Source organism: Thermobaculum sp. T2p, assembly GCF_059335935.1.
Map to the genome: position 1 here is coordinate 85,099 of NZ_JANZYQ010000005.1, position 21,006 is coordinate 106,104.

General features: G+C 46.3%; 17 protein-coding genes and 1 tRNA gene. 4 read left to right on the forward strand and 14 right to left on the reverse strand.

The window, feature by feature from the left end:
• Positions 1-3: 3 nt before the first annotated feature.
• Complete coding sequence (locus tag N2245_RS02415) at positions 4-2,958, reverse strand: TAT-variant-translocated molybdopterin oxidoreductase (RefSeq protein ID WP_494535134.1); 2,955 nt, start codon at positions 2,956-2,958, stop codon at positions 4-6.
• 25 nt (positions 2,959-2,983) lie between these two features.
• Positions 2,984-3,634, reverse strand: a complete 651-nt coding sequence (locus N2245_RS02420) for a cytochrome c3 family protein (RefSeq protein ID WP_494535135.1) — start codon at positions 3,632-3,634, stop codon at positions 2,984-2,986.
• Positions 3,635-3,909: 275 nt separating this feature from the next.
• On the opposite strand from N2245_RS02420, the gene N2245_RS02425 reads away from it, so the two are divergent.
• The 3 genes from N2245_RS02425 (at position 3,910) to N2245_RS02435 (ending at position 6,589) form a co-directional block, all read left to right on the forward strand.
• Positions 3,910-3,982: transfer RNA gene (locus tag N2245_RS02425), tRNA-Lys, on the forward strand.
• 320 nt (positions 3,983-4,302) lie between these two features.
• Positions 4,303-5,838 carry a glycosyltransferase family 39 protein gene (locus N2245_RS02430; protein WP_494535136.1) on the forward strand — a complete coding sequence of 512 codons (1,536 nt, stop codon included), beginning with the start codon at positions 4,303-4,305 and terminating at the stop codon, positions 5,836-5,838.
• Entirely contained in the window at positions 5,825-6,589 is a 765-nt protein-coding gene (locus N2245_RS02435) for a hypothetical protein (RefSeq protein ID WP_494535137.1), read from the forward strand. Before N2245_RS02430 ends, N2245_RS02435 begins: the two co-directional genes overlap by 14 nt.
• 68 nt (positions 6,590-6,657) lie before the next feature.
• Here the strand turns inward: N2245_RS02435 and N2245_RS02440 are convergent, their stop codons facing one another.
• Positions 6,658-8,136: an arylsulfotransferase family protein gene (locus N2245_RS02440; RefSeq protein WP_494535138.1), complete on the reverse strand. Its 1,479-nt coding sequence runs from the start codon at positions 8,134-8,136 to the stop codon at positions 6,658-6,660.
• Between the two features lie 49 nt (positions 8,137-8,185).
• On the opposite strand from N2245_RS02440, the gene N2245_RS02445 reads away from it, so the two are divergent.
• Positions 8,186-8,365 carry a hypothetical protein gene (locus tag N2245_RS02445; protein ID WP_494535139.1) on the forward strand — a complete coding sequence of 60 codons (180 nt, stop codon included), beginning with the start codon at positions 8,186-8,188 and terminating at the stop codon, positions 8,363-8,365.
• Between the two features lie 116 nt (positions 8,366-8,481).
• On the opposite strand, the gene ftsZ is transcribed toward N2245_RS02445, so the two are convergent.
• The 11 genes from ftsZ to murJ all read right to left on the reverse strand — a co-directional run bounded on the left by ftsZ (position 8,482) and on the right by murJ (position 21,003).
• A complete protein-coding gene (gene ftsZ, locus N2245_RS02450) occupies positions 8,482-9,582 on the reverse strand; it encodes a cell division protein FtsZ (protein ID WP_494535225.1) in 1,101 nt (366 codons plus the stop codon).
• A gap of 60 nt (positions 9,583-9,642) precedes the next feature.
• Positions 9,643-10,893 carry a cell division protein FtsA gene (ftsA, locus tag N2245_RS02455; RefSeq protein ID WP_494535140.1) on the reverse strand — a complete coding sequence of 417 codons (1,251 nt, stop codon included), beginning with the start codon at positions 10,891-10,893 and terminating at the stop codon, positions 9,643-9,645.
• A gap of 111 nt (positions 10,894-11,004) precedes the next feature.
• Entirely contained in the window at positions 11,005-11,775 is a 771-nt protein-coding gene (locus N2245_RS02460) for a cell division protein FtsQ/DivIB (RefSeq protein WP_494535141.1), read from the reverse strand.
• 1 nt (position 11,776) lies between these two features.
• Positions 11,777-12,865, reverse strand: coding sequence for a D-alanine--D-alanine ligase family protein (locus N2245_RS02465; protein ID WP_494535142.1), 1,089 nt, complete (start codon positions 12,863-12,865; stop codon positions 11,777-11,779).
• The gene (murB, locus tag N2245_RS02470; protein WP_494535143.1) at positions 12,862-13,770 is read right to left on the reverse strand and encodes a UDP-N-acetylmuramate dehydrogenase; all 909 of its coding nucleotides are present in this window, start codon (positions 13,768-13,770) and stop codon (positions 12,862-12,864) included. The genes N2245_RS02465 and murB overlap by 4 nt, the downstream gene beginning before the upstream one ends.
• Before the next feature lie 2 nt (positions 13,771-13,772).
• On the reverse strand, positions 13,773-15,131 hold the full coding sequence (murC, locus tag N2245_RS02475; protein ID WP_494535144.1) for a UDP-N-acetylmuramate--L-alanine ligase: 1,359 nt from the start codon (positions 15,129-15,131) through the stop codon (positions 13,773-13,775).
• Between the two features lie 5 nt (positions 15,132-15,136).
• Positions 15,137-15,748, reverse strand: a complete 612-nt coding sequence (locus N2245_RS02480; RefSeq protein ID WP_494535145.1) for a hypothetical protein — start codon at positions 15,746-15,748, stop codon at positions 15,137-15,139.
• Positions 15,745-16,935 carry a putative lipid II flippase FtsW gene (ftsW, locus tag N2245_RS02485; RefSeq protein WP_494535146.1) on the reverse strand — a complete coding sequence of 397 codons (1,191 nt, stop codon included), beginning with the start codon at positions 16,933-16,935 and terminating at the stop codon, positions 15,745-15,747. Before ftsW ends, N2245_RS02480 begins: the two co-directional genes overlap by 4 nt.
• 1 nt (position 16,936) lies before the next feature.
• The gene (murD, locus tag N2245_RS02490; protein WP_494535147.1) at positions 16,937-18,352 is read right to left on the reverse strand and encodes a UDP-N-acetylmuramoyl-L-alanine--D-glutamate ligase; all 1,416 of its coding nucleotides are present in this window, start codon (positions 18,350-18,352) and stop codon (positions 16,937-16,939) included.
• 34 nt (positions 18,353-18,386) lie between these two features.
• Positions 18,387-19,430, reverse strand: a complete 1,044-nt coding sequence (locus tag N2245_RS02495) for a lipid II:glycine glycyltransferase FemX (RefSeq protein WP_494535148.1) — start codon at positions 19,428-19,430, stop codon at positions 18,387-18,389.
• Positions 19,431-19,458: 28 nt separating this feature from the next.
• Positions 19,459-21,003 carry a murein biosynthesis integral membrane protein MurJ gene (gene murJ / locus N2245_RS02500; RefSeq protein WP_494535149.1) on the reverse strand — a complete coding sequence of 515 codons (1,545 nt, stop codon included), beginning with the start codon at positions 21,001-21,003 and terminating at the stop codon, positions 19,459-19,461.
• Positions 21,004-21,006 lie beyond the last annotated feature (3 nt).

Genomic DNA, 21,006 nt, shown 5'->3' on the forward strand with positions numbered 1-21,006 from the left:
GGCTTACTCCTGTTCCAACTGCGGGTTTGGATTCCTCAAAGGTGCTAGGTAACTGATTCTAGGATTCGTGTTTAGCTCTCCTAACACCTTATATGCCCTTGGATCCTTCTGCATTCTTGCAGCCTGACTATCCTGATTTAGATCACCAAACACTATAGCATTAGTAGGACAAGCTGCTTGGCAAGCAGTAAGAACCTCATCCGGACCAATCTTCCGATTCTGTATCTCCGCGTTGATCCTAGCTGCGTTAACTCTCTGCACGCAGAAAGTGCATTTCTCCATCACACCGCGCTCACGGACCGTTACATCTGGATTGTACATCAACTTCAAGCTAGGAACGTTCTTGTTGATGTACTGCAGGAAGTTGAATCTCCTAACCTTCCATGCACAGTTGTTAGCACAGTACCTAGTACCAACGCACCTGTTATAGGTCATCTCATTGATACCTTCAGGACTGTGAGTTGTAGCTGCTACGGGACACACATACTCACATGGAGCCCGCTCGCAATGCTGACACATCATCGGTTGATAGTAAGTATGAGGATTAGAAGAATCACCAGAGTAGTAGGTATCTATTCGCAGCCAGTGCATCTCGCGTGAGTTGCGAACGTTCTTCTTACCTACAACAGCTATATTGTTCTCTGACTGGCAGGCCACAACACAGGCATTACATCCTATACAGGCATTCATATCTATGGCCATGCCCCACTTATAGCTGTTATAAACGTAATCTGGGTAGAATGAAGGAGGAGTACCATGCTCTTCCTCGTACTCCTCCACAAAGTGGGGATTACGCCTAAATTCTTCTAGGGTGGCAGTGCGCATTATGTTTCTGCCTTCTATACTGAAATGCCCCTGGGTTATTGCTAGAAGATACCTGCCACCTGTCTTCCGCACCTGGAGGCCGGATGCATACCATTGCGATTCGGATGATCTCAAAGTATAAGCATTAAACCCATAGCCATTACCTACATTGCCAGCATGGGTTCTGCCATAACCTAGATAGACAGTTATAGTGTCATCTGGATGTCCAGGTGTAACCAAGGCAGCTATCTCAAGCTTTCTGCCATCTAGAGTTAACTCAAGGACATCCTCACTCTTTATACCCAACTGTTTCGCTGTGTTGGGACTAATCAGAGCTGCATTATCCCAAGTAAGTTTTATGAGAGGCTTAGGTAGCTCCTGCAGCCATCCATTGTTCGCAAATCGTCCATCATAAATATTCGGATCTGGGCGGAATACTAACTCCATACCTTGAGCAGATTCTTGGTTCAAAGAGGCTATAGACTGCTCCCAACCTGACCTCAAGCTCACCTGTTGAGCATCCCTGGATGTGCCACGAACCAAGCCATCATGCACAGATCGCCTCCATGTCTCCTCAAAAGACTGACGCATCTGTGGCTGGTCCTGCCAATACTGCCTTACCAAATCATAAGGTGTAGCACTGCCGTTACCTGCCAGAAGAGCTATAACTTCATGATAAGTCTTCCCACCATAGAGGGGATCTATCATAGGCTGAATAATCGAAGCTGTGCCATCAAAAGCTAAGGCATCACTCCAGGATTCTAGATAGTGCGCCTCTGGAATCATCCAGTCGCTTAACACAGCGGTCTCATCATTGTGTAGACCTACATATACCGATAGGTCCACTTGACGCAAGACATCAGCAAAGCCTAGTGAGGGAGGAGTAGTGTAAACAGGATTCCCCCCAAGCATCACCAGCAGAGATACATTGCCAGCTCTAATATCATTTACCAGATCCGATACAGTTCTTACCTGCTCGGGCAGGAACACCGTGGGCTGGATAAATCTTACTGTCTGCCCTACATTACCGAGATTCTGGTTTATTGCGTAAGCTAAGGCATGCATCTCTGGAGGCTGATATGGACCAACTATAACCAGACTACTTCCCCTATGAGCCTGCAGATCTGCGGCTATAGCCTCAACCCAACGAGACTCTTCTCCTTCCAGGCTCCCCTCAACGTTCAGCCCCAGCCTGGAAGCTATAGCTTGGGCGATCTGAGGTATCCTGCTGGGGCGAACTGGCAACCTATGATCGGCCTTAGCACCAGTAACAGAGAAGGTGCTCTCAATCGCATACAGGCGATTCATATCACCAGATTCACCACTAACTCTCCTCTTCTGTGCAAAGTCATGAGAATAACGGACGCTACCAGGAAGATCCATGAGGAAATCTGAATCCAAAGCTACTATGACATCGGCCTTAGTGAAATCATAAACTGGCTGAAGAGCCTGACCGAAGGCAACCCGTGCACCTTCTATAGCATTATGGGTATCTGCAGGTTCATGAACGTACCATCTTGCCTGCGGAATATCCCTCAAAAGTGATTCTATCTGATTAGCTAGAGTTGGGGAGGTGACCATACCAGTCATGATAGCTAGACCGGCACCATTACGGTTCCTAATACCATCCATCACCTGGGTAATTTGTCCTACAAAATTTCCCCAAGAAGCTATGTTGTTGCCATATGTGATCGTCTTCGCTCTGTCAGGATCATATAGGTTCAAGATAGATGCCTGAGCAAAATGGTCTGTAGCACCCAAGCTTGCAGGATGGTCAGGGTTTCCTTCTATCTTTGTTGGCCTACCCTCATGAGTTTCAACAAGCAACCCTATCACACTGGATGCCAGTGGCATAGATGTGGCATAGAAAAGCGGCTTACCTGGGACTACGTTCTCAGGCTGAACAACGTAGGGAACAATCTTTTCTGCTGGACGAGGACCACAAGCACTTATGCCGGCCAGTGCCAAGGATGCTCCCATGAGCTTTAGAAAGTCCCTCCTGCTCATGGAGCTAAGCCACTCGGATGCTCTCTCAGGAAACTCCCTGTAAAGATACTGCTTGAATTCTTCAGAGTCAGCCAGTTCATCTAGGCTACGCCAGAACTGCTTGCCTCTAGAATCACCAAGCTTAGACTTAAGAGTTTCTAGATCCATACCAACCTTCCCAAACAACTATTTCTTATCGGTGACAGACAGAACAGCTAGTCTTGCTTTGGATACCATACCTCTTCACCAGCTCATGCCCCAGCTCAAGCTGGTTAGCCGGTGGAGTCCACTCCATATTGAACACTTCGCTCTTAGGCCTAACATACTTAGCAGGGTTAGCATGACAATCCAAGCACCAACCCATATTTAGCGGGGTAGCCTTATAGGTTAACTGCATTTTATCTACGCGACCATGACAGGTGGAGCAACCTATACCCTTAGCTATGTGGATACTATGGTTGAAATAGACAAATTCGGGAAGATCATATACCCTCTTCCATTCGATAGGCTTGCCGGTCTCGTAGCTTTCTCTCACCGGTGCTAAGAGAGGACTGTTGGTCCATATTTGAGAGTGGCAGTTCATACAGGTTTTAGTAGGGGGAATACCAGCAAAAGAGGAAGTTTCCACGGAGGTATGACAGTATCTGCAGTCTATCCCATCTCCACCTACGTGGTGGGCGTGGCTAAAAGGCACCGGTTGAGCTGGAGTAAAGTCAATGCGGGTAGCATAATTAGACCTGACCATTACATATGCAACACCCGCGATGACAGCAAGAGCAAACACTACACCGAAGATACTAGCTCGTGCAAAGGCATTAGCGCTGCGATGAAATACCTGTGCCATATTCGCTCTCTTTCCAGAATAGATTTGTTTGTATCAAAACTAGGTTGGTTTACCTACCGAAAGGCCCCTCTCATATGACCTTACAAAGAGAACCCCAGGTCCCGAAGGTTTATAAAGGCTTTCGAAGCTCTCAAGAAGCTCTGCCGCATTATAAGACCCAAATACCATCGGATGCAAGCTCCACAACAGGATTTGTGAAAAATATCACTAACTAAGCACACAAGAATACTACCTATGGGATGATCAAATGCTCTTTTTTCTGTTATACTCTTTTTGGGCCGCTAGCTCAACTGGCAGAGCAACTGACTTTTAATCAGTGGGTTCAGGGTTCGAGTCCCTGGCGGCTCACCCAGAAATATCCCGATACTACCCGCTTAGGCAGGGAAATATTACACTAACACAAGCTTTATCTCTGGCGGATGATTCAAAGGAGCACTCACCTCATCGTTCCTTAGCCTACTTCTGCTACTCCATAGAGTTCGCATAATATACCCGTAAATGTAGGATGGAACTAACTTATCGTATTGACTTAAACCTCATTATTCACATTCACCAAAAGCTATATCAGCCTCATGGGATTTAAACTTAGCATTTAACTACCAGAAAGATAACCCAACAATTACCTGCACAGTTTTTTATCTGCAAAGTCGATAGCTATACGAACAGAGTTGCAAAGATCTAGACAGCAGTCTAGTGCTATAAGCAATCAACTGATCCAGCAAGTCTCTGCAAAGCTGTCATCTGCAAGTGCCGCCTCTGTTGCTATACTTATTGAGATGACAGCAAGAGTTACCAATCAAGACCCAAAGGCGTACACCACTAATTCCAGTAGAATCGCAAGGGCAGAGCATATTTATCTCATAGTCTTGGTAGCTATCTGCTCAATATCCCTTGTAGTTAGGCTCTACCGGTTAGGATCATTCCCAGCTAACTTGATGGCCGATGAGGCGGACAATCTCGGGGTTATATACACTATCTTAGCCCACAGCGGACCTGGACCGTTTGGTTTAGATTGGAAGCCATCTCCAGCCTTCTCCATGTGGGTTGCCTCGATATTTGTCTATATCACCAAGAATGACCTCTTTGGTTTAAGGCTGCCAAGCGCCCTCTTTAGCGTGCTAGCGCTACCTACCACTTACTTTCTATACAAGAGATACATTCATCCATTAGCAGCCATACTAGCGCTTACACTAATGAGCTTTAGCATCTGGTATCTTAACTTCTCCCGCTCTGGATGGGAAAACGTCAATGTAGTTCTACTTACCTCCCTGGCATTGCTCCTTTTCCACAAAGCCTTAGAAAAGAAACAATGGAAATGGTGGATTCTAACGGGTTTCGTCACATCCTTGGGCCTATATTCTTATTTCTCTGGCAGAGCAATCCTACTATCTCTTATAGCCTACGCTCCGATAGCCATTGTTCTTCATAGAAGGCAAGTAGCCAAGATCGTTGCTGGCTATGGACTGCTTGTAGTTACTGCTATTGCATTGTTTATTCCTCAGCTTCCCTCGATAGCGGCAGATCCTGCCAGATTCAATATAAGAGCTGAAAGGGTAAGTGTGCTCAACGCAGCTGATGATGGGTATTTTGGTCACTATGGTGTTGGGAGTATTCTGCTTTATCAGGTCCAACGCAATGCAAGGTTCTTCTTTGATGGGTCTGTTATGGGAGGTCCTGCATATAGTCCCCCTGAGCAACCTCTGAAAGATACAAGACTCAGATATTCTCCATTTGGTAAGCCCCTACTGGACCCAGCAACAGCTTTACTATTTGCTCTTGGTATGATACTGTCCCTTTTCTGTCTCCGAAATTCAACTCTCTGGTGGGTAGCGTTACTCGTGCCGTGGTTCTTCACCCAAGTGCTATCTATCAATACTCCAGATGCGGCACGGGGTATAGGCATGATCCCTTCTATATACTTTTTCGTTGGATTAGCTCTAGACAAAATAATCGCAGTTTTTAAAAACAATAGGGCTAGAAGTGTAGCAATAGTAATAGCCACCTTTGTCGTTGCATCTGTCTCAATATGGAACATCATAGAGTACTTCAACTGGGCTTCTAGTCCTGGCTTTCTTGAAGCAAGGGAACCAGCAGTTCCCCTAAGCCAATTCGAACAATGGAGTAAAGTACAGCAGCAGAGAGCGCAGGAGCATTTACCACCGCTAACTGTAACCGAATGGAAGGAAATTCATGGTGACAACTGAAATCACTATAGCACTTAAATCAGACCATATTCATATGCCTCTGCTTTGGTTGCTTGAGTCCGGCTGGTTGACCAATGATATGCGTTCCTTAGCGGTAAAAGATGATTTGCAAGCAATTGAAGCAATAAAATCAGGCCAAGCTACAGTAGCGCTCATTGCCCCTTTCGCCCTGGAGAAAGAGAATATTGACAACATGAGAGTCATGATGTTCTGTACGGATGCTCAAGCGCCAGATATCCTGGCCGTAAGTGCAAAGAGACTTGACGAGATCGACTATTACCAAATATCCCCTGATTTTTATAACACTCTCTACGAACATCTAGTAGATCATCTGATGAAGGAATACTACGGTATACAAAACAGATACGAGCAGGACTCAACAACCTTAGAATCTGTAGAACTAGCAAGGATACTCATAGGCAAAGAAGCTCTGGAAACTACCAAAGAATACGAATACACAGAAAACCTCTGCCTAGCTTGGTGGATAATGCACGGCACGCCGCTGGTCAGATCTGTGCTGTACGTTCCAGAACAACACATGGGATTGCAAAACATAATAAATAGTAAGCTAAAGATATTATCAGACTTTTTAGACCAGCAAGGACCAACGATAGCTCGTGAGGTGTCAAATACTACAGGTATTGCATTAGATAAATGGGAGATACTAATCAATTCCTTAACACTAACCGCTGACGAGCAAGCTAGGAAAGGACTAAGACAGCTTTTGTCCTTGAGTAAGAGTAGGCGATAAGTTCCCAGTACCCTTAAGGGCTATTCTTTATAAAGATAGATGCCAACTTTTACAGGAATGTGTAGAGACTAATCTCTACCCATGTTCGTTATCTTGACTACTGACGACTTCCCTATCACGTTTCCATTTTCATCTAGGGCCCTAACCGCAAAGTACTGTTTATTAGTCTTGAGGAGGATAGCTGTTTCAAACCCCATCTTTGTAGATACGCCTAAAGACATCAAGCTACCTGGGGTATTACCCGCCAGCACCTCCCATTTGTGGACATTTGTAGCACCATTCCAACTAACGTATATAGTTACCTTATCTTGACCTCGATTACGCTGCGCGACAATTCTAGGAGCACTTTCCGGCTCACCAGACCACTCAAATCTATATGATCGATAGTTATCGTAACCTGCTGGTAGTTGAGCATCGAACAAAAGTTTCCCCTCATGGTTAAATTCAGAGAAGAAAGGCTCCGATCCCCAACCTATAAACACATGCCCATTCGGTAAAATTTGCATATTACCTTGGGTCATAGATAGGATTCCATCTGGATGTATATACTCCTTTACAAGTTCAACCCTTTTGGATTGCTCATCAACCCTAAGAACAAGCCCACGAGACTTCCCATTCTTCCTTGAGTCTGCAACATTATCAAACAAGGTAATGGTACCATCCGGTTGGCGACGCACATCATGTTGATAAGCAAACTTGGCTTTGGATTCGAAAGCAAAGTCGCTCTTCTTACCTCCCAACCTCCAAATGATATTGCCAGTATCTCGATCGATCTTATAAGCTGCCCATGTATGCCTTCCAGAGACTAACAAGTTACCATCTTTATCTAGAGCTATAGAGTTAGCATGGAAGTAATCGTAACGCTGGCCAGAATTCTTAGGCACAGGAACATAAGATTCATCTAGCCCTACATGCTCCAAGCTATGCCACTCAAAAAGCACTCTACCGGATTCTATATCCACCTCCTGTACAATACCATCTATTACTCGGGTGTTCTTTGCTCCTCCTAAGTCCGACAGATCCTTAGTAACAGGATGATAAATTAAGAATAAGGCTGTTCCTTCTGGAGTAATCAGAAATTCATGGAGATCCCCATAATAACCATTTCCTGCCTTAACTCTAGCTATTTCCCTATAGTGCATATTCATTATCACGAAATCACCCTTTCCACTCCCCAAATTCATATCCAACGCTCCCTCCCACCAAGTAAGTACAGGATTACCCTTGTAATTCTGTACCTTGAAATCTAGAACACGCTTACCAGCTCTCATGGGGAGAAACCACACCACCTCGCCCTGGTTATCAACAATCATGGGGCCGGACTGCCCAGGGCCCTTCTTAGGTGCTATAAAGATATAATCATGCGCCATGGATTTAGAAGAGGCTCGAACAGTGACGGTAGGTGGTTTTATATCTGGTCGAGAGAAAAAGTATCTAACCTTACCACGCCCTATAATCCTATTTACTTTCCTTACATCTACTACATAACGTGAATTGACCTGCTCTATCGGGGTCGTCTCGGAGATAGCAGTAGGACTAGGTTGCATAAGCTGCTGTTTGGGAGTTGGTACTACCTCAGGGGTAGGTGATGATAAGGTGATCAAAGTTGCAGATGGTGGTAGTAGTCTAGATGCAGTAGTGGTAACTGAGATTGGTGGGGTCTGCGAATTATTTCTTTTGCCTGAGCCGCAACTACTAACTAGTAGGGCCATAGCTAGGATAAGAACATACAGCCTGATCGCTAGAAATGACTTTATAACCCTACTCTCCTTCTAAATACGACAAATACCCTAACATGGATAGTACTTAAAAACCACTTTTTACTTTATGAAGACCTAAAAAATTAGGGGGTGATGCGACTGCATCACCCCCTAATCAAAATTTCTTTTGCTCTACCTCTGTCTGAGGCGGAGAAATGCCGGTATATCATAGTCCTCTTGAGCTGGAGGCTTCTGGGTTTGTGACTCCTTCTGGATAGATACCGGTTTGTTGCTCGGAACCCGCTTGACGTTATCGAACCCTGTGGCTATAAGCGTGATCTTGACCTCATCCTGCAGCCTATTATCTATAACGTGACCGAATATAATGTTTGCCTCCGGATCCGCTGCTTCTTGTATAAGTTGGGCGGCCTCATGTAGCTCGAGCATTCCCAGATCTTCGCTACCCGTTATGTTGAAGAGCACTCCCTTAGCACCCTCTATAGACAGCTCCAGGAGAGGACTTTCGATAGCTGCTCGTGCTGCCTCTACTGCTCTGTTTTCTCCTGTTCCTCTACCTATGGCCATCAGGGCAGATCCAGCATTGCTCATAATAGCCTTAACATCAGCGAAATCACAGTTGATGTTGCCATGCTCTGTAATAAGTTCACTTATACCCTGGATAGCCTGCCTAAGTACATCATCTGCCATGTGGAAGGCTTCTTTGACGGTAGTACGCTTTTCAACCAGCTGTAGAATCCTATCGTTGGGTATAACTATTAGGGTATCCACATGCTCCTTCAGACGCTGTATACCTTCCTCTGCAACAGCTCGCCTCTTAGAGCCTTCAAAGGAGAATGGCCGCGTCACCACCCCTACGGTAAGCGCCCCAACATCACGCGCTATCTGAGCCACGATAGGAGATGCCCCGGTGCCAGTACCGCCGCCCATACCAGCCGTTATGAAAACCATATCAGCACCCTTAAGGGCATCATAGATCTCATCCTGGCTCTCTTCTGCCGCTTTCGCTCCTACTGACGGATCTCCGCCAGCACCTAGTCCCTTAGTCAACTTATCTCCTATAGATATCCTGACGTCGGCTTCAGAGTGAAGAATATCCTGTGCGTCTGTATTCATAACGATGAATTCGACGTCTTTAACTTCTGCATCTATCATGCGGCTGACGGCATTTCCCCCGGCTCCACCTACCCCAATGACTTTTATAACGGCCAGACGATTGCTATCGGCAAAGGATGAATAGGATGACTGGCTATCGCTTCTAACAAGTTTATGAATGTTCTCTTCCGGACCCACTGGCATTTCTCCTCTAACAAAAATACTTTCTATTCAAAATTCTTATGGTAAAAATTCTCTGAACCAGCCTACCAATTTGGCAGCCCCAGAGCGACGCTCAGGCAATTTACTTAACCTAGAAGCCGCAGCCTCTGACCTAAAGCGCCACAATGGGAGTCCTACCGATGTGGAAAAAGCCGGATTGTGTACGGCTTCTGCTAACCCCGACAACCCCTCGGGGGCTCCTAGTCTTACAGGCATATCAAGTACCTTCTCCGCCTTATCGACTATGCCTTTAAGTTGAGCCGTGCCTCCCGTTAGAACGGCACCAGCTGGCACCATATCATCATATCCGCTACGTCTTAGCTCACTCAAGACCAGAGCAAAAATCTCGCTGATCCGAGAGTCAACTATCTCATTCACAAGGTTTCGGGATATAGTCTTGTATTCCCCATCAGATAACCCCTCAACCCTCAACGTAGAACCCAAACCAGGCAGAGAACTAGAATCCAACTCCTCCTCGCCAGATACATCCGCTGATTCTACCTTAATTTTCTCTGCTACATCTGTCTTTATACCCAAAACTATTGAGAGGTCATTAGTTATGTTATTACCTCCCAGAGGTATTACAGCTGTGTGCCATATAGCATCTTCAACAAATATAGCTACATCGGTGGTACCGCCACCAATATCTATAAGCATAACTCCCAGATCGCGTTCAGGCTCTGTAAGCACACAGCAACTGCTTGCCAACGGCTGTAATACAAGATCGTCAACTTCTAATCCAACTCTATGGACCACCTTCAACAGGTTCTGCACAGCCCCCACATGAGCAGCAATCACATGGGCATCGACTTCCAGTTTAAAGCCACTAAGCCCTATTGGGTCCTTGATACCATTATTACCATCTACTTTGTAGTGGCGGGGTATAACATGCAGAACTTCTTTCTGCGGAGGCAGGTCTATGTGACGGGCTGATTGCAAAACCTTCTCTACATCTCCAGAGTTTATATAACCCCCATCTGGAAGTAGGAGCTCCCCATGACTTTGCAGACAGTTTACGTGAGCCCCAGATATACCAACTACAGCTGAGCCTATCTTATAACCTGATAGTCGCTCTGCCTTATCTACCGAGCTTGCCAAGGCCTCGGTAGCAGCATCGATATCTGTAATTACACCCTTGGATATGCCCTGGCTTGAAGAGAGCCCTACGCCAAGCACCTTCATTGGGGCACCTTCGGCAACCTCTACCACCAAAGTACACACCTTGGTGGTGCCTATATCGATGCCAACCATTACCTTAGGCTTTGGCATAACCTGCTCCCATAAAGGCTAAAGGACTGTTGTCGAATGGAAGTTATTATCGTGGATGCCGACAGTATAGCATGTATTCCAATGCATGTGTGATAAGAAATTTACTCAATTTTAACTTTTTCGCAGCCTGTAATAGGGAGTTGCAGGTGTGCTCACGTCAATAAATGACACATTACCCAAAGTTAATATCTTGGACAGTATAGCAACCTTGGCTTCAAGCTTGTCATCATCACCCACTACAGCAGTCCATCCAGCAGAAGATATTATCTCGTATCCCACACCTGGTGCGTATTTGACCTTCTCCACACTAGCCCTGATATCTTCAGGGAGACCTGAAAACAGAGTGAGGGTGGAAGCAACTAGCTTAGGATCCAAGCTGCTTCCTGGATGCACACTATCCTTGGTAGTAGCCTCCAATAGAGGCATCCTTGGTGTAGCAGATACCTCTTCCAGCACCTTCCCGGAACTATCCACAAGAAATTTACTTCCACCAGACACCCAAACTATGGCAGGTTGCCTCTCAACTATATCAATATACACTTTGTTAGATAAACCTCTACTGACTTTAGCAGTCTCTACATATGGAATGTCCCTTAGTCTAGCTTCTACCTCGCTGGTATTTAAGGTCAGAATATTTGCGCCTAATATCCCAGATCTTTGGATCACATAGCTCTCTGTGAGATGGCTTACCCCCCTAACCTCAACTTCACGAACCCGCAGTAGGTCAGAGTTATAAACCTTCCAAAGGAGAACCAAGGCACCAACAAATCCAAGCACAAGAGAAAGTCTCAGAAGCTTTTGCTTCCAGCTTAGCTTCGGCTTGACATGAGATCTATCCTTAGCTAGCAAACTTGCCAATATAGACCATACAAAAGTGGTCATACTATGAAGCCTCCCAAAGAGGGATAACCCTATGCTGCTTGTCAGCGTGCCTCTCCATAGCTAGATCCAGCAGTTTTCTCACAAGATCAGGGTAAGATAGCCCAGAAGCTTCCCATAGCTTAGGATACATACTAATAGGTGTGAATCCTGGTATTGTATTTATCTCGTTTACAAGGACTTTATTTTCCCTAGTTAGGAAAAAATCTACTCTTGCCAGACCTGCGGCGTCCACAGCCTTGAAGGCTCTAACTGCGTAATCTCTGATTTCATCAGAAATACTTGATGGTATATTTGCTGGAATGATAGTTTTAGATGACTCGCTTATATACTTAGCTTCGAAGGTATAAAATTCATCTCCTGGTAGTATCTCTCCTACAACAGATGCCTCTGGGTAATCGTTTCCGAGAACCGCACATTCGAGCTCTCTAGCATCAACTCCCTGCTCAACTATCAGCCTACGATCATACTTTGAAGCTAATTCTAGTGCCTGTAGTAAGGAGCTTCTATCTTTAGCTTTTGTAATTCCTATACTTGACCCAAGATTTGCAGGCTTGACGAAGACTGGATACTCAAGCTCCGACTCAATCTTAGAAATAATGCTTTCAGGGTTGGCGAGCCAGTCACTTCTGAGTACCCCTAAGTATCTTGTGATCGGTAGTCCCTCAGACTCAAACATCTTCTTCATAGCTATCTTGTCCATGCTCAGGGAGGAGCCCAAAACTCCGGAGCCAACATATGGTACGTTAACTAACTCAAGAAAGCCCTGAACAGTGCCATCTTCCCCATAGGGGCCATGCAGCAGGGGAAAGACTACATCAACAAAGCTCAGGGCTTCAGGAACACTCCTAGGCTGTGAGTCTACAGGGACGATATCCCCAACATCTGAATCGCCAGCGAAAAGAGTAGAGGAGGCGAGCATCTTGACCGCCTCCTCACCAACCTTCCAAGCCCCCTCTCTAGTGATACCACAAGGGAGAATATCTATATTGCTATCTTTGAGCGCCTTCATCATAGATATAGCGCTAGCTACCGATACATCATGTTCTGCTGATCTCCCACCGAACAACAGAAGTAACCTGTACCTCTTCACTCCCAATCTCCCTTGAACTCTATCTCTGTCTCAAGCCTTATACCTTTTCTTTCCAATACCAAAGCTCGAATCATTTCCACCAGTTCTCTTATGTCAGAGGCAGTAGCGTTACCAGTATTTATGATATAGTTAGCGTGCTTTGGAGATACCATCGCACCGCCGACTCGAAGTCCCTTTAGACCAGCTGATTCTATAATGGCCCCGGCATAATTGCCCGGTGGATTTTTAAAAGTTGATCCTATACTCGGCTCCACCGGTTCTTTTCGCTTTCTCTCCATAAGAAAGTGTCTAATCTTGATGTTGATAAGGTTTGGATCAGCTCTAAACACCCTGTAGCGGGCTCTTATTACCGCCGCAATCTCGATTTCCCCTCGCTTGATCGCACTACTCCTGTATTGAAAAGCAAGCTCTTCATTAGTAAGAGTTATAAACTCCCCTCTGACATCTATTGCATCAATATCTACCAGGTGCTCCGCTGTATCACCACCATAGGCACCCGCGTTACCTACAACAGCACCTCCCACTGTCCCAGGAATACCCACTCCCCACTCCAAGCCAGCTAGCCCAAGCGAAGCAAGCTTCTTAGCAGCAGTGGGGAGAAAAGTGCCAGCATCAAGCTCGACTATGACCTGATCATTCTCTTCCCGGACGACTCTCACATCTCTACTTATGGAATTTATGACAAGTCCGTTAAAACCTGCGTCAGCAACTACGATATTGCTCCCAGACCCAATTACCATAAAAGGCACATTCTCTGCTATAGCCCAACGGACAGCATTGAGTAGTTCCTCGCTCCCCTTGACACGAGTAAATAACCTTGCAGGGCCGCCGACCTTGACCGAGGTATGTTTCCAAAGGGGTTCATCATACTCTATTTTCGGCGTAACTATTTGACTAGGACTCAAAGCTATATTTCTCCGAACTCTTCCAAGATCTTAGGGCCAAGATTAGTTACATCCCCGGCCCCCATAGTAATCAGCACAGAGTTGTCAACTAAGAACCTAGGTATAATGTGGGAAGCCTCCTCTACATTCCCAACGCGCTCAGCGCTATCACCTATCATCTTTACCAATATATCCAGATTGAAGTCAGGGTCTGGTTGCTCGCGGGCAGCATATACGTCCAGCAAGAATACTTTATCTGCCAGTTTGAGAGCTTCAGCAAAGTGAGCTAGGAACGTCTTGGTACGACTATATGTATGTGGCTGAAATGCTACAAATACCTGGCGACCTGGATAGTATTCGCGGGCCGCACTAATGGTTGCTGCTATCTCCGTAGGATGATGGGCATAGTCGTCCAGCACAATTACGCCCCTGGACTCGCCTTTGTACTCAAACCTTCTCTTTACACCGCGAAACTCTTGTATAGCTGATTTTACGCCCTCAGGTGAAGCACCTGCGTTTATGCCTACTGCCACAGCACCAACTATATTTATCAAGTTATGCCTTCCAGGTAAGCTGGTTTTGAGCCCATCGAGCATGAAGCCGGGACCAGTTATATCAAAATAGGTAACACCACCAACTTTCCTAGTTACTCGAGTCGACCAGTCACAACCAGCGTCAATACCGTAAGTCTGGTAATACAAGCGACTCGCGGATGCTATGCCCTCTACAACCTCCACAGCTAGCCTACTCTCTTTACAAACAAAGACTTTCCCATCAGACTTCATACCCCTGAGAAAACTGGAGAAAGCATCGACAAGCTCACATTCCGTGGGGAAGATGTCTGGATGATCGTGTTCTATATTAGTTATCACTGCTAACTCCGGATGCAGCCATAAAAAAGATCGAGCATACTCATCTGCTTCGGCAACCATCCACTCATCCTTGCCATAGCGTCCACCGATCTCCCACCCCACTGGCACGCCACCTACTAATACAGTGGGATCAACACCACTCCTGATCAGTATCTCGGCAACGAGGGCTGTTGTAGTGGTCTTACCATGGGTGCCGGCTATAGCGATGCCTCTTTTGCCGTTCATCAGGTGACCAAGTAGTTCTGCCCTATCAACTACCTTGAGACCCTTCTCGACAGCTGATAGCACCTCGGAAGTATTCATTACAGGCTTAGTCACTACCACACAATCCACGTCGTCAAGGTGACTTTCATCATGACCTTGCCAAATTGTTACTCCCTTACGCTCCAACTCAGCAGTCTGAGCGTTCAATACACGATCACAACCAGTGACCACCTCCCCTGCGCCGACTAATATACCGGCAAGAGAGCTCATACCACTACCACCAATGCCCACGAAGTGAACTTTCACTTCGACTATCCCCTAAACCTCGACAATCTGGACAAACCCCATACGAATAGTAGCACTATTACGGCAAGTGCTGCATAATAGCTCCACTGAGAAAGCATGGAGGGCTCAGGCAAAGGTGGTACCTTGATGCTCAATCCTCTCTCCGAACCAGGAAACAATAGGAGGCTATGTACTCTCCTTGCACCCAAGATATCTACAGCCCTTTGGCCGACGATAGCTAGCACAAACAACACGTTTACTGCTCCTATAAGGGCTCCTAGAAATCTAGAAAGTCTCTCCTCCGAAGGGGAACGTAAATAGCCTCCCAGCCAATAAGCAGCGTACAGGGAAATTATTAGGAATGCTATTCGTAAAAGGGCTTGAGGCATCCCATCGATCATATCCCTTAAATTAGCGCCATGGATACCTACCGCTACTAGAAGCTTCGTCAAAAATCCGGATAGTAACCTTATCAAGTGCAAGAAGAGTTCATTTAATTTACCAAAAGCCACCAGAAGGAATATGAGGGCACAAGCGGTTACAAGCTCACACATGAACGTCCTTCGGTACCCATAATAGGCACCAATTCCTAGTATTGGGGCTAACAGAGCTATTGCAGGTAGTGTCCACTCCGTCATGATATCCCTCTGCGCAACAGCAACTTGCGTCTACGTAGTTCCTTTCTGTCCTCAGCCACAGGCTGAGCGTACTTACTAAGGTTTAATAAGATGCCCACCGCCGACATCAATACAACTAGTGAGGACCCCCCGAAAGATATAAATGGCATTGGAACACCTGTGAAAGGTACAGTAAGAGTGACTACGCCAACGTTCAGAAAGGACTGGAAAACTATCCAAGTAGTTATGCCAGTGGCCATGAGTGATCCGAAAGCATCAGGAGATCTAAGAGCCGTCCTAAAGCCGTGGACTGCCACTACTATGATGAGAATTAACACAAACAAGGCTCCCACAAACCCCAACTCATCACCAATTACCGCCATAATAGAGTCCGTATGGGCCTCGGGCAGCCAGCCAAACTTCTGCCTGCTGGCTCCAAGCCCCTCGCCTATCAGTCCTCCTGAACCCAAGGTAAACAGAGACTGTATTGGGTGAAATCCTAAGCCATTGGGGTCCTTCCAGGGATCAAGGAAAATAGTTAATCTGTTCAATCTATAGCTTTCCTCTATGATCAGAACCAGAAAGGCAGCAAAAGCCAAAGCTGCCCCCGCAAGCAGTTGCATTATCTTGGCACCTGCACAGAACAGCATTACTCCACCTATCATGGCGAACACAATAGATGTGCCCATGTCGGGTTCAAGCATTATCAGTCCTATTATGAAACCCAGAATAATACCAAATGGTATGAGCCCATACCAAAGATTACGTACTTTCTCTCCCTTTTGGGATAGCCAATCGGCTGCATATATAATGAAAACTATCTTTGCGAACTCGCTGGGCTGCGCGCTCAACGGGCCCAGACGTATCCACCTATGTGCACCGTTTATCTCCGGAGCTATGGATTCGGGAGCAAACACGACAAAGGCTAAAGCCAGTAGAGCCACGATCATAAGTGGCACGCTGTACCTACGCCAATACTGGTAGTTAATCTTGCTGGTAACAAATAAGGCTAAGCTACCAATACAAAGCCAGATGAGGTGCCTGACCAAAAAATAGTTGGGAGACAAACCATTCATGTAGGCACCAACGAAACTTGAGCTGTAAATCATTACAGTTCCAAGAGCTACTAAGCCTACGACAGGCGCCAAGATCCACTTATCGATAGGCCCTGCATCTATAAACCTAGGCCTGACGGTAGTGTTAGCCATGCTAATTCCCTTTCCACTCCATCTTGCGCACCAGATCCTTAAATAATTGACCCCTATGGAACTCGTTTCTGAACATTCCAAAGCTCGCACAGGCAGGAGACAGCAAAACTGTGTGACCAGGTTTAGCTACACTTCTTGCTGCCTCTAGTGCAGATTCTAAGCTAGAAAAGGTTCCAACTATTAGCTCAGAGCACCTTTTGTTAATTGCTGTTTGCAAATCCAAAGTAGCAGAGCCCTCCAATAGAACAACACGAACCCTCTTCTGACATATAAAATCAGCTAGTTCGTCAAAGGGCACATTCTTGGAGGCTCCCCCAGCCAGCAACACCACTTCACCTTCAATAGCCTTAATAGCAGCGATTGTAGATGCTGGTACAGTACTTGTGGTATCGTTGATGTACTTTACTCCATCAATAACCGATACTAGCTCCAATCTATCAGGAAGCCCCTTGAAAGTCCTGAGACCTTTCACAATAAATTCATCTGGTATGTTCATGGTCGAGGCCAATACGGCAGCAGCAAGAGCATTCATCCTATTGTGCTCTCCTGGTAGCTGGATTTCGTGCACGGGGAGGAGTTTCCTAGTGCTGCCTGTCTCATCAACTAGATAGATATAGTCGTTATCTATATAACCACCTGGCTTAACATGGCTCGAACGACTAAACCATCTGACTTGAGCCAGGCAATCTTCCACGAAACTTGACACAATAGGGTCATCGTAGTTGAACACAGCGTAATCAGTAGTCTTCTGGTTGCGATATATCCACCTTTTACTGTTATAGTAGGCCTCGAAGCTCGGGTATCTGTTGAGGTGATCATAGGATATATTCGTGATACAGCTTACATGTGGAGCCTCGCCACCAGCTTCGAAAGCCTCCAGCTGCCAACTAGATAGTTCAAGGATGACAGGGGTATCCTCAGTGATCTGAGGCAGCATACTCAAGGCAGAAACTCTAAGATTTCCGGCCACCACTGTATCAGGGCGCCAAAGCTTACTGATATGCCCTAGCCAGGAAGTGGTTGTGCTCTTGCCCTTAGAGCCGGTAATGGCGGTAATCGGAGCGGGGCAATAACGCCAGAATAGGTTCATTTCCATCAGCACAGGAATCCCGTTCTCCCGCGCCAGTTCGAGCCATTTGGACTCTCTGGGTACAGCGGGATTGCGTACTATAAAATCTGCTGAGAGGATGTCCTCAGGTCTATGCTCCCCCAGCACGTATCTAAGATCCAAATCCTTCAAAGCTTCTAAGCTCTCAGCCAACTCACTCTCTGGCCTCAAATCCGTTACAGTGACTTCTGCGCCATGCTCAGCAAGAAACCTAGCTACTCCAAGTGCTCCTCCATGTACGCCTAATCCAAGCACCAGAGCTTTTTTACCCTCGAGATCCCTATAAGTCTCTTTGATCCTAGCACCCATATACAGCTCCCTTGAAAGAGTATTTGGCTACAAGCTACTCACCCTCTGTTCCCCTTAGCCTAAACCAAGCAAGGTATAAGGGTCGAATATAAGGGTAGTCAAGGGCAGGGGGATATATAACTGCATTCCTGCCAAAATGTCGCTTGAAGCCATAGACGCCCCATAGACCCTCATTTTGCCCACTAATATCCAGAGCACCACCCGTAGGATTCATAAGTTCCCTAGCAGCCTTTAGAGGAACTCCCCAGAGATCGTACGTTTTACAGCCTTTCATGGCACACCATTGCATAGCCTTCCACTGCAGCAGGTAGTTAGGATATTTGTCCCGATGATCAGTTTTTGAAGCAGCATACAGGTATACTCCATAATCACCGAAAGCTATCGTGAACACTCCGGCTATGACTTCTCCTCGCCACTCTGCAAGGATGAGCTTACCGAGATCTTTCTCCACAAACTGCTGGTATACATCTTTGTAGTAGCCATAAGCGTGTATACCAAATCTTGCTCTGCTGGAAGTCTCCTTCAACAAATCATAGAAGACCTTCACATCCTCCAAAGAACCTTCCCTGGCGGTAACCCCCAACTTCTCAGACTGCCTCACATAGTATCGCGTCTTAGATCTCATAGACCTAAGAATTGCCTCTTCATCAACAGAAAGATCAACCGTTAAGGTTGCTCGGGGTTGTATGGTGTTCTCGCTTATAACGGCACCATCTAGCAGTCGAGCCCAAGGCACTTCCCCTGGAGGTTCGATACGCAGAAAGATCGCGTGATTAGCCCTAGCCACCTTATGTAGCCCGTGGATAAACCTATCTAAGTCTTTGCCTTCAGCCTCTCCAACTGGACCTCTGGGTACGTAAGCTACAGTGAGACCGAAAAGCTTCCTGAATAGCACTTGCGCAGCTAACACCGGAGTACCATCTTTAATAAGCGCTAGTCGAAGGGGAAGCCAGCCATGCCTGCGCTTGACTTCTCCCCATTCCCAACTCTGCAAGAAATTACCCCCATATGACGAGACAAATCTATCCCAGAGATCTCTATCTGCTATAAAGCTAAGATTCATCAGTTCTTTAGACACCTATCATCTCCCAACTGTAAGCAAGCATTCACTTTCTTAGAACCATATTGACTACTACTCTCACCTCACTTTGCCCCAGAGCAGTGCTAATACCTAGATAAACAGCTGCAGCAACGGCAATAACAATAAGTAGCCTAACAAGGAAATCAGGGAAAGACAGTAGATGATAATTCACTACCCAGGGTCTAAGGAGAATAAGTAGTCCACCCATAAGAACAGTAGCGACACAGCACTTGAGCAAAAAGTTTATCATCTCTGAATCGATCCATTCACCCACACGTGATCTAAGCAGGTAGGAAAGCGCCAGGACCTGAATTATCGTCGCAAGCGAGAAGGCAAATGCCAGCCCACGTAGACCAAGAGGGCCAACGAGCATGAACGAGACGAGTATATCCAACAACACCGTCACCAAAGCTACCTTTAGAGGAGTAAGCGTATCTTGCAAAGCATAAAATGCACGAGGAAGCATATCGACAAGAGCATAGGCCCACATCCCGACAGCGAAGAAAAAGAATGGCTGCGCAGTTAGCAAAGTATCCTCTCTGGTGAACTTACCACGCTCGAACAAAAGCGCAATAATAGGCTCTCTTAGAAGCATCATACCTACACTAGCAGGCAATATAAAGAATATAACACCCTTGACAGCACGCTTGAGCACACTCTTGTACGCAGCTATATCCATAGCGCCTGCCTCTCTTGACAAGGCAGGAAACGCCGCTGTAGCTACACTCGTGCCAAATAAACTCACCGGCAGAGCAAACAGAAGCGAAGCCACTCTAAATGCTGTTACTCTACCTGTACCCAAACCCGCAGCCAGGTATAATGCCACCATGGTATTGACCTGCACTGCAGCTTGGCCGACTATTCTAGGAGCAAGCAGGATAAATGTACGTCTAACATGTTGGTTTGCAAACGGTGGCTGCAATCTCATAGATAGTCCCATTTGCAGGAGAAAAGGGAGTTGAATAAGAAAGAACAAAATAGCTCCCACTACTACCCCAACGGCAACTGCGTCTATCCCCAGCCATCTTGAGAAAAGCAACGTAGAAACGATTATGCTGATGTTGTAGATGATGGGACCAATAGCGGGTACTAGGAACCGATCAAACGACTGGAGCACTGCGGTAGCCACGCTAGCCAGCAACAGAAATAGCGGTTGGAATACTACCAGACGTAATAGCTCTGTAGTCTTCTGAACTACATAAGGGTCATGCGATCTTCTGGCAATTCCATAGGCAACTATCTGAGGTGCGAATACCCACACTAAAAGTATAAGGACTACGGCTATAGATACAGTAGTCCACATTACCCCACTAGCCATATCCCAGGCCTCATCATCCCCATGACTCTGAACCAATCGGGTAAAAACAGGGATAAAGGCTGCACTAAATGCGCCACCCGACATCAGTATGAAGAGAAGATCTGGTACCTGAAGGGCTAGCAGATAGGCATCATAGTCCCTTCCAGGGCCAATCAAGGCTAGGATAACCTGATCTCGTACCAGCCCGAGCACACGACTAAGTACGAAAGCCACAGCCATTATGAAAGCAAACCTAGCAAGACGAGCAGCCAAGTC

Excerpts from the sequence above, each read along its gene's own strand:
- N2245_RS02415 (WP_494535134.1), bottom strand. The coding sequence starts at position 2,958 with ATGGATCTAGAAACTCTTAAGTCTAAGCTTGGTGATTCTAGAGGCAAG.
- N2245_RS02420 (WP_494535135.1), bottom strand. The coding sequence starts at position 3,634 with ATGGCACAGGTATTTCATCGCAGCGCTAATGCCTTTGCACGAGCTAGT.
- N2245_RS02435 (WP_494535137.1), top strand. The coding sequence starts at position 5,825 with ATGGTGACAACTGAAATCACTATAGCACTTAAATCAGACCATATTCAT.
- N2245_RS02440 (WP_494535138.1), bottom strand. The coding sequence starts at position 8,136 with ATGCAACCTAGTCCTACTGCTATCTCCGAGACGACCCCGATAGAGCAG.
- ftsA (WP_494535140.1), bottom strand. The coding sequence starts at position 10,893 with ATGCCAAAGCCTAAGGTAATGGTTGGCATCGATATAGGCACCACCAAG.
- N2245_RS02460 (WP_494535141.1), bottom strand. The coding sequence starts at position 11,775 with ATGACCACTTTTGTATGGTCTATATTGGCAAGTTTGCTAGCTAAGGAT.
- N2245_RS02480 (WP_494535145.1), bottom strand. The coding sequence starts at position 15,748 with ATGACGGAGTGGACACTACCTGCAATAGCTCTGTTAGCCCCAATACTA.
- ftsW (WP_494535146.1), bottom strand. The coding sequence starts at position 16,935 with ATGGCTAACACTACCGTCAGGCCTAGGTTTATAGATGCAGGGCCTATC.
- murD (WP_494535147.1), bottom strand. The coding sequence starts at position 18,352 with ATGGGTGCTAGGATCAAAGAGACTTATAGGGATCTCGAGGGTAAAAAA.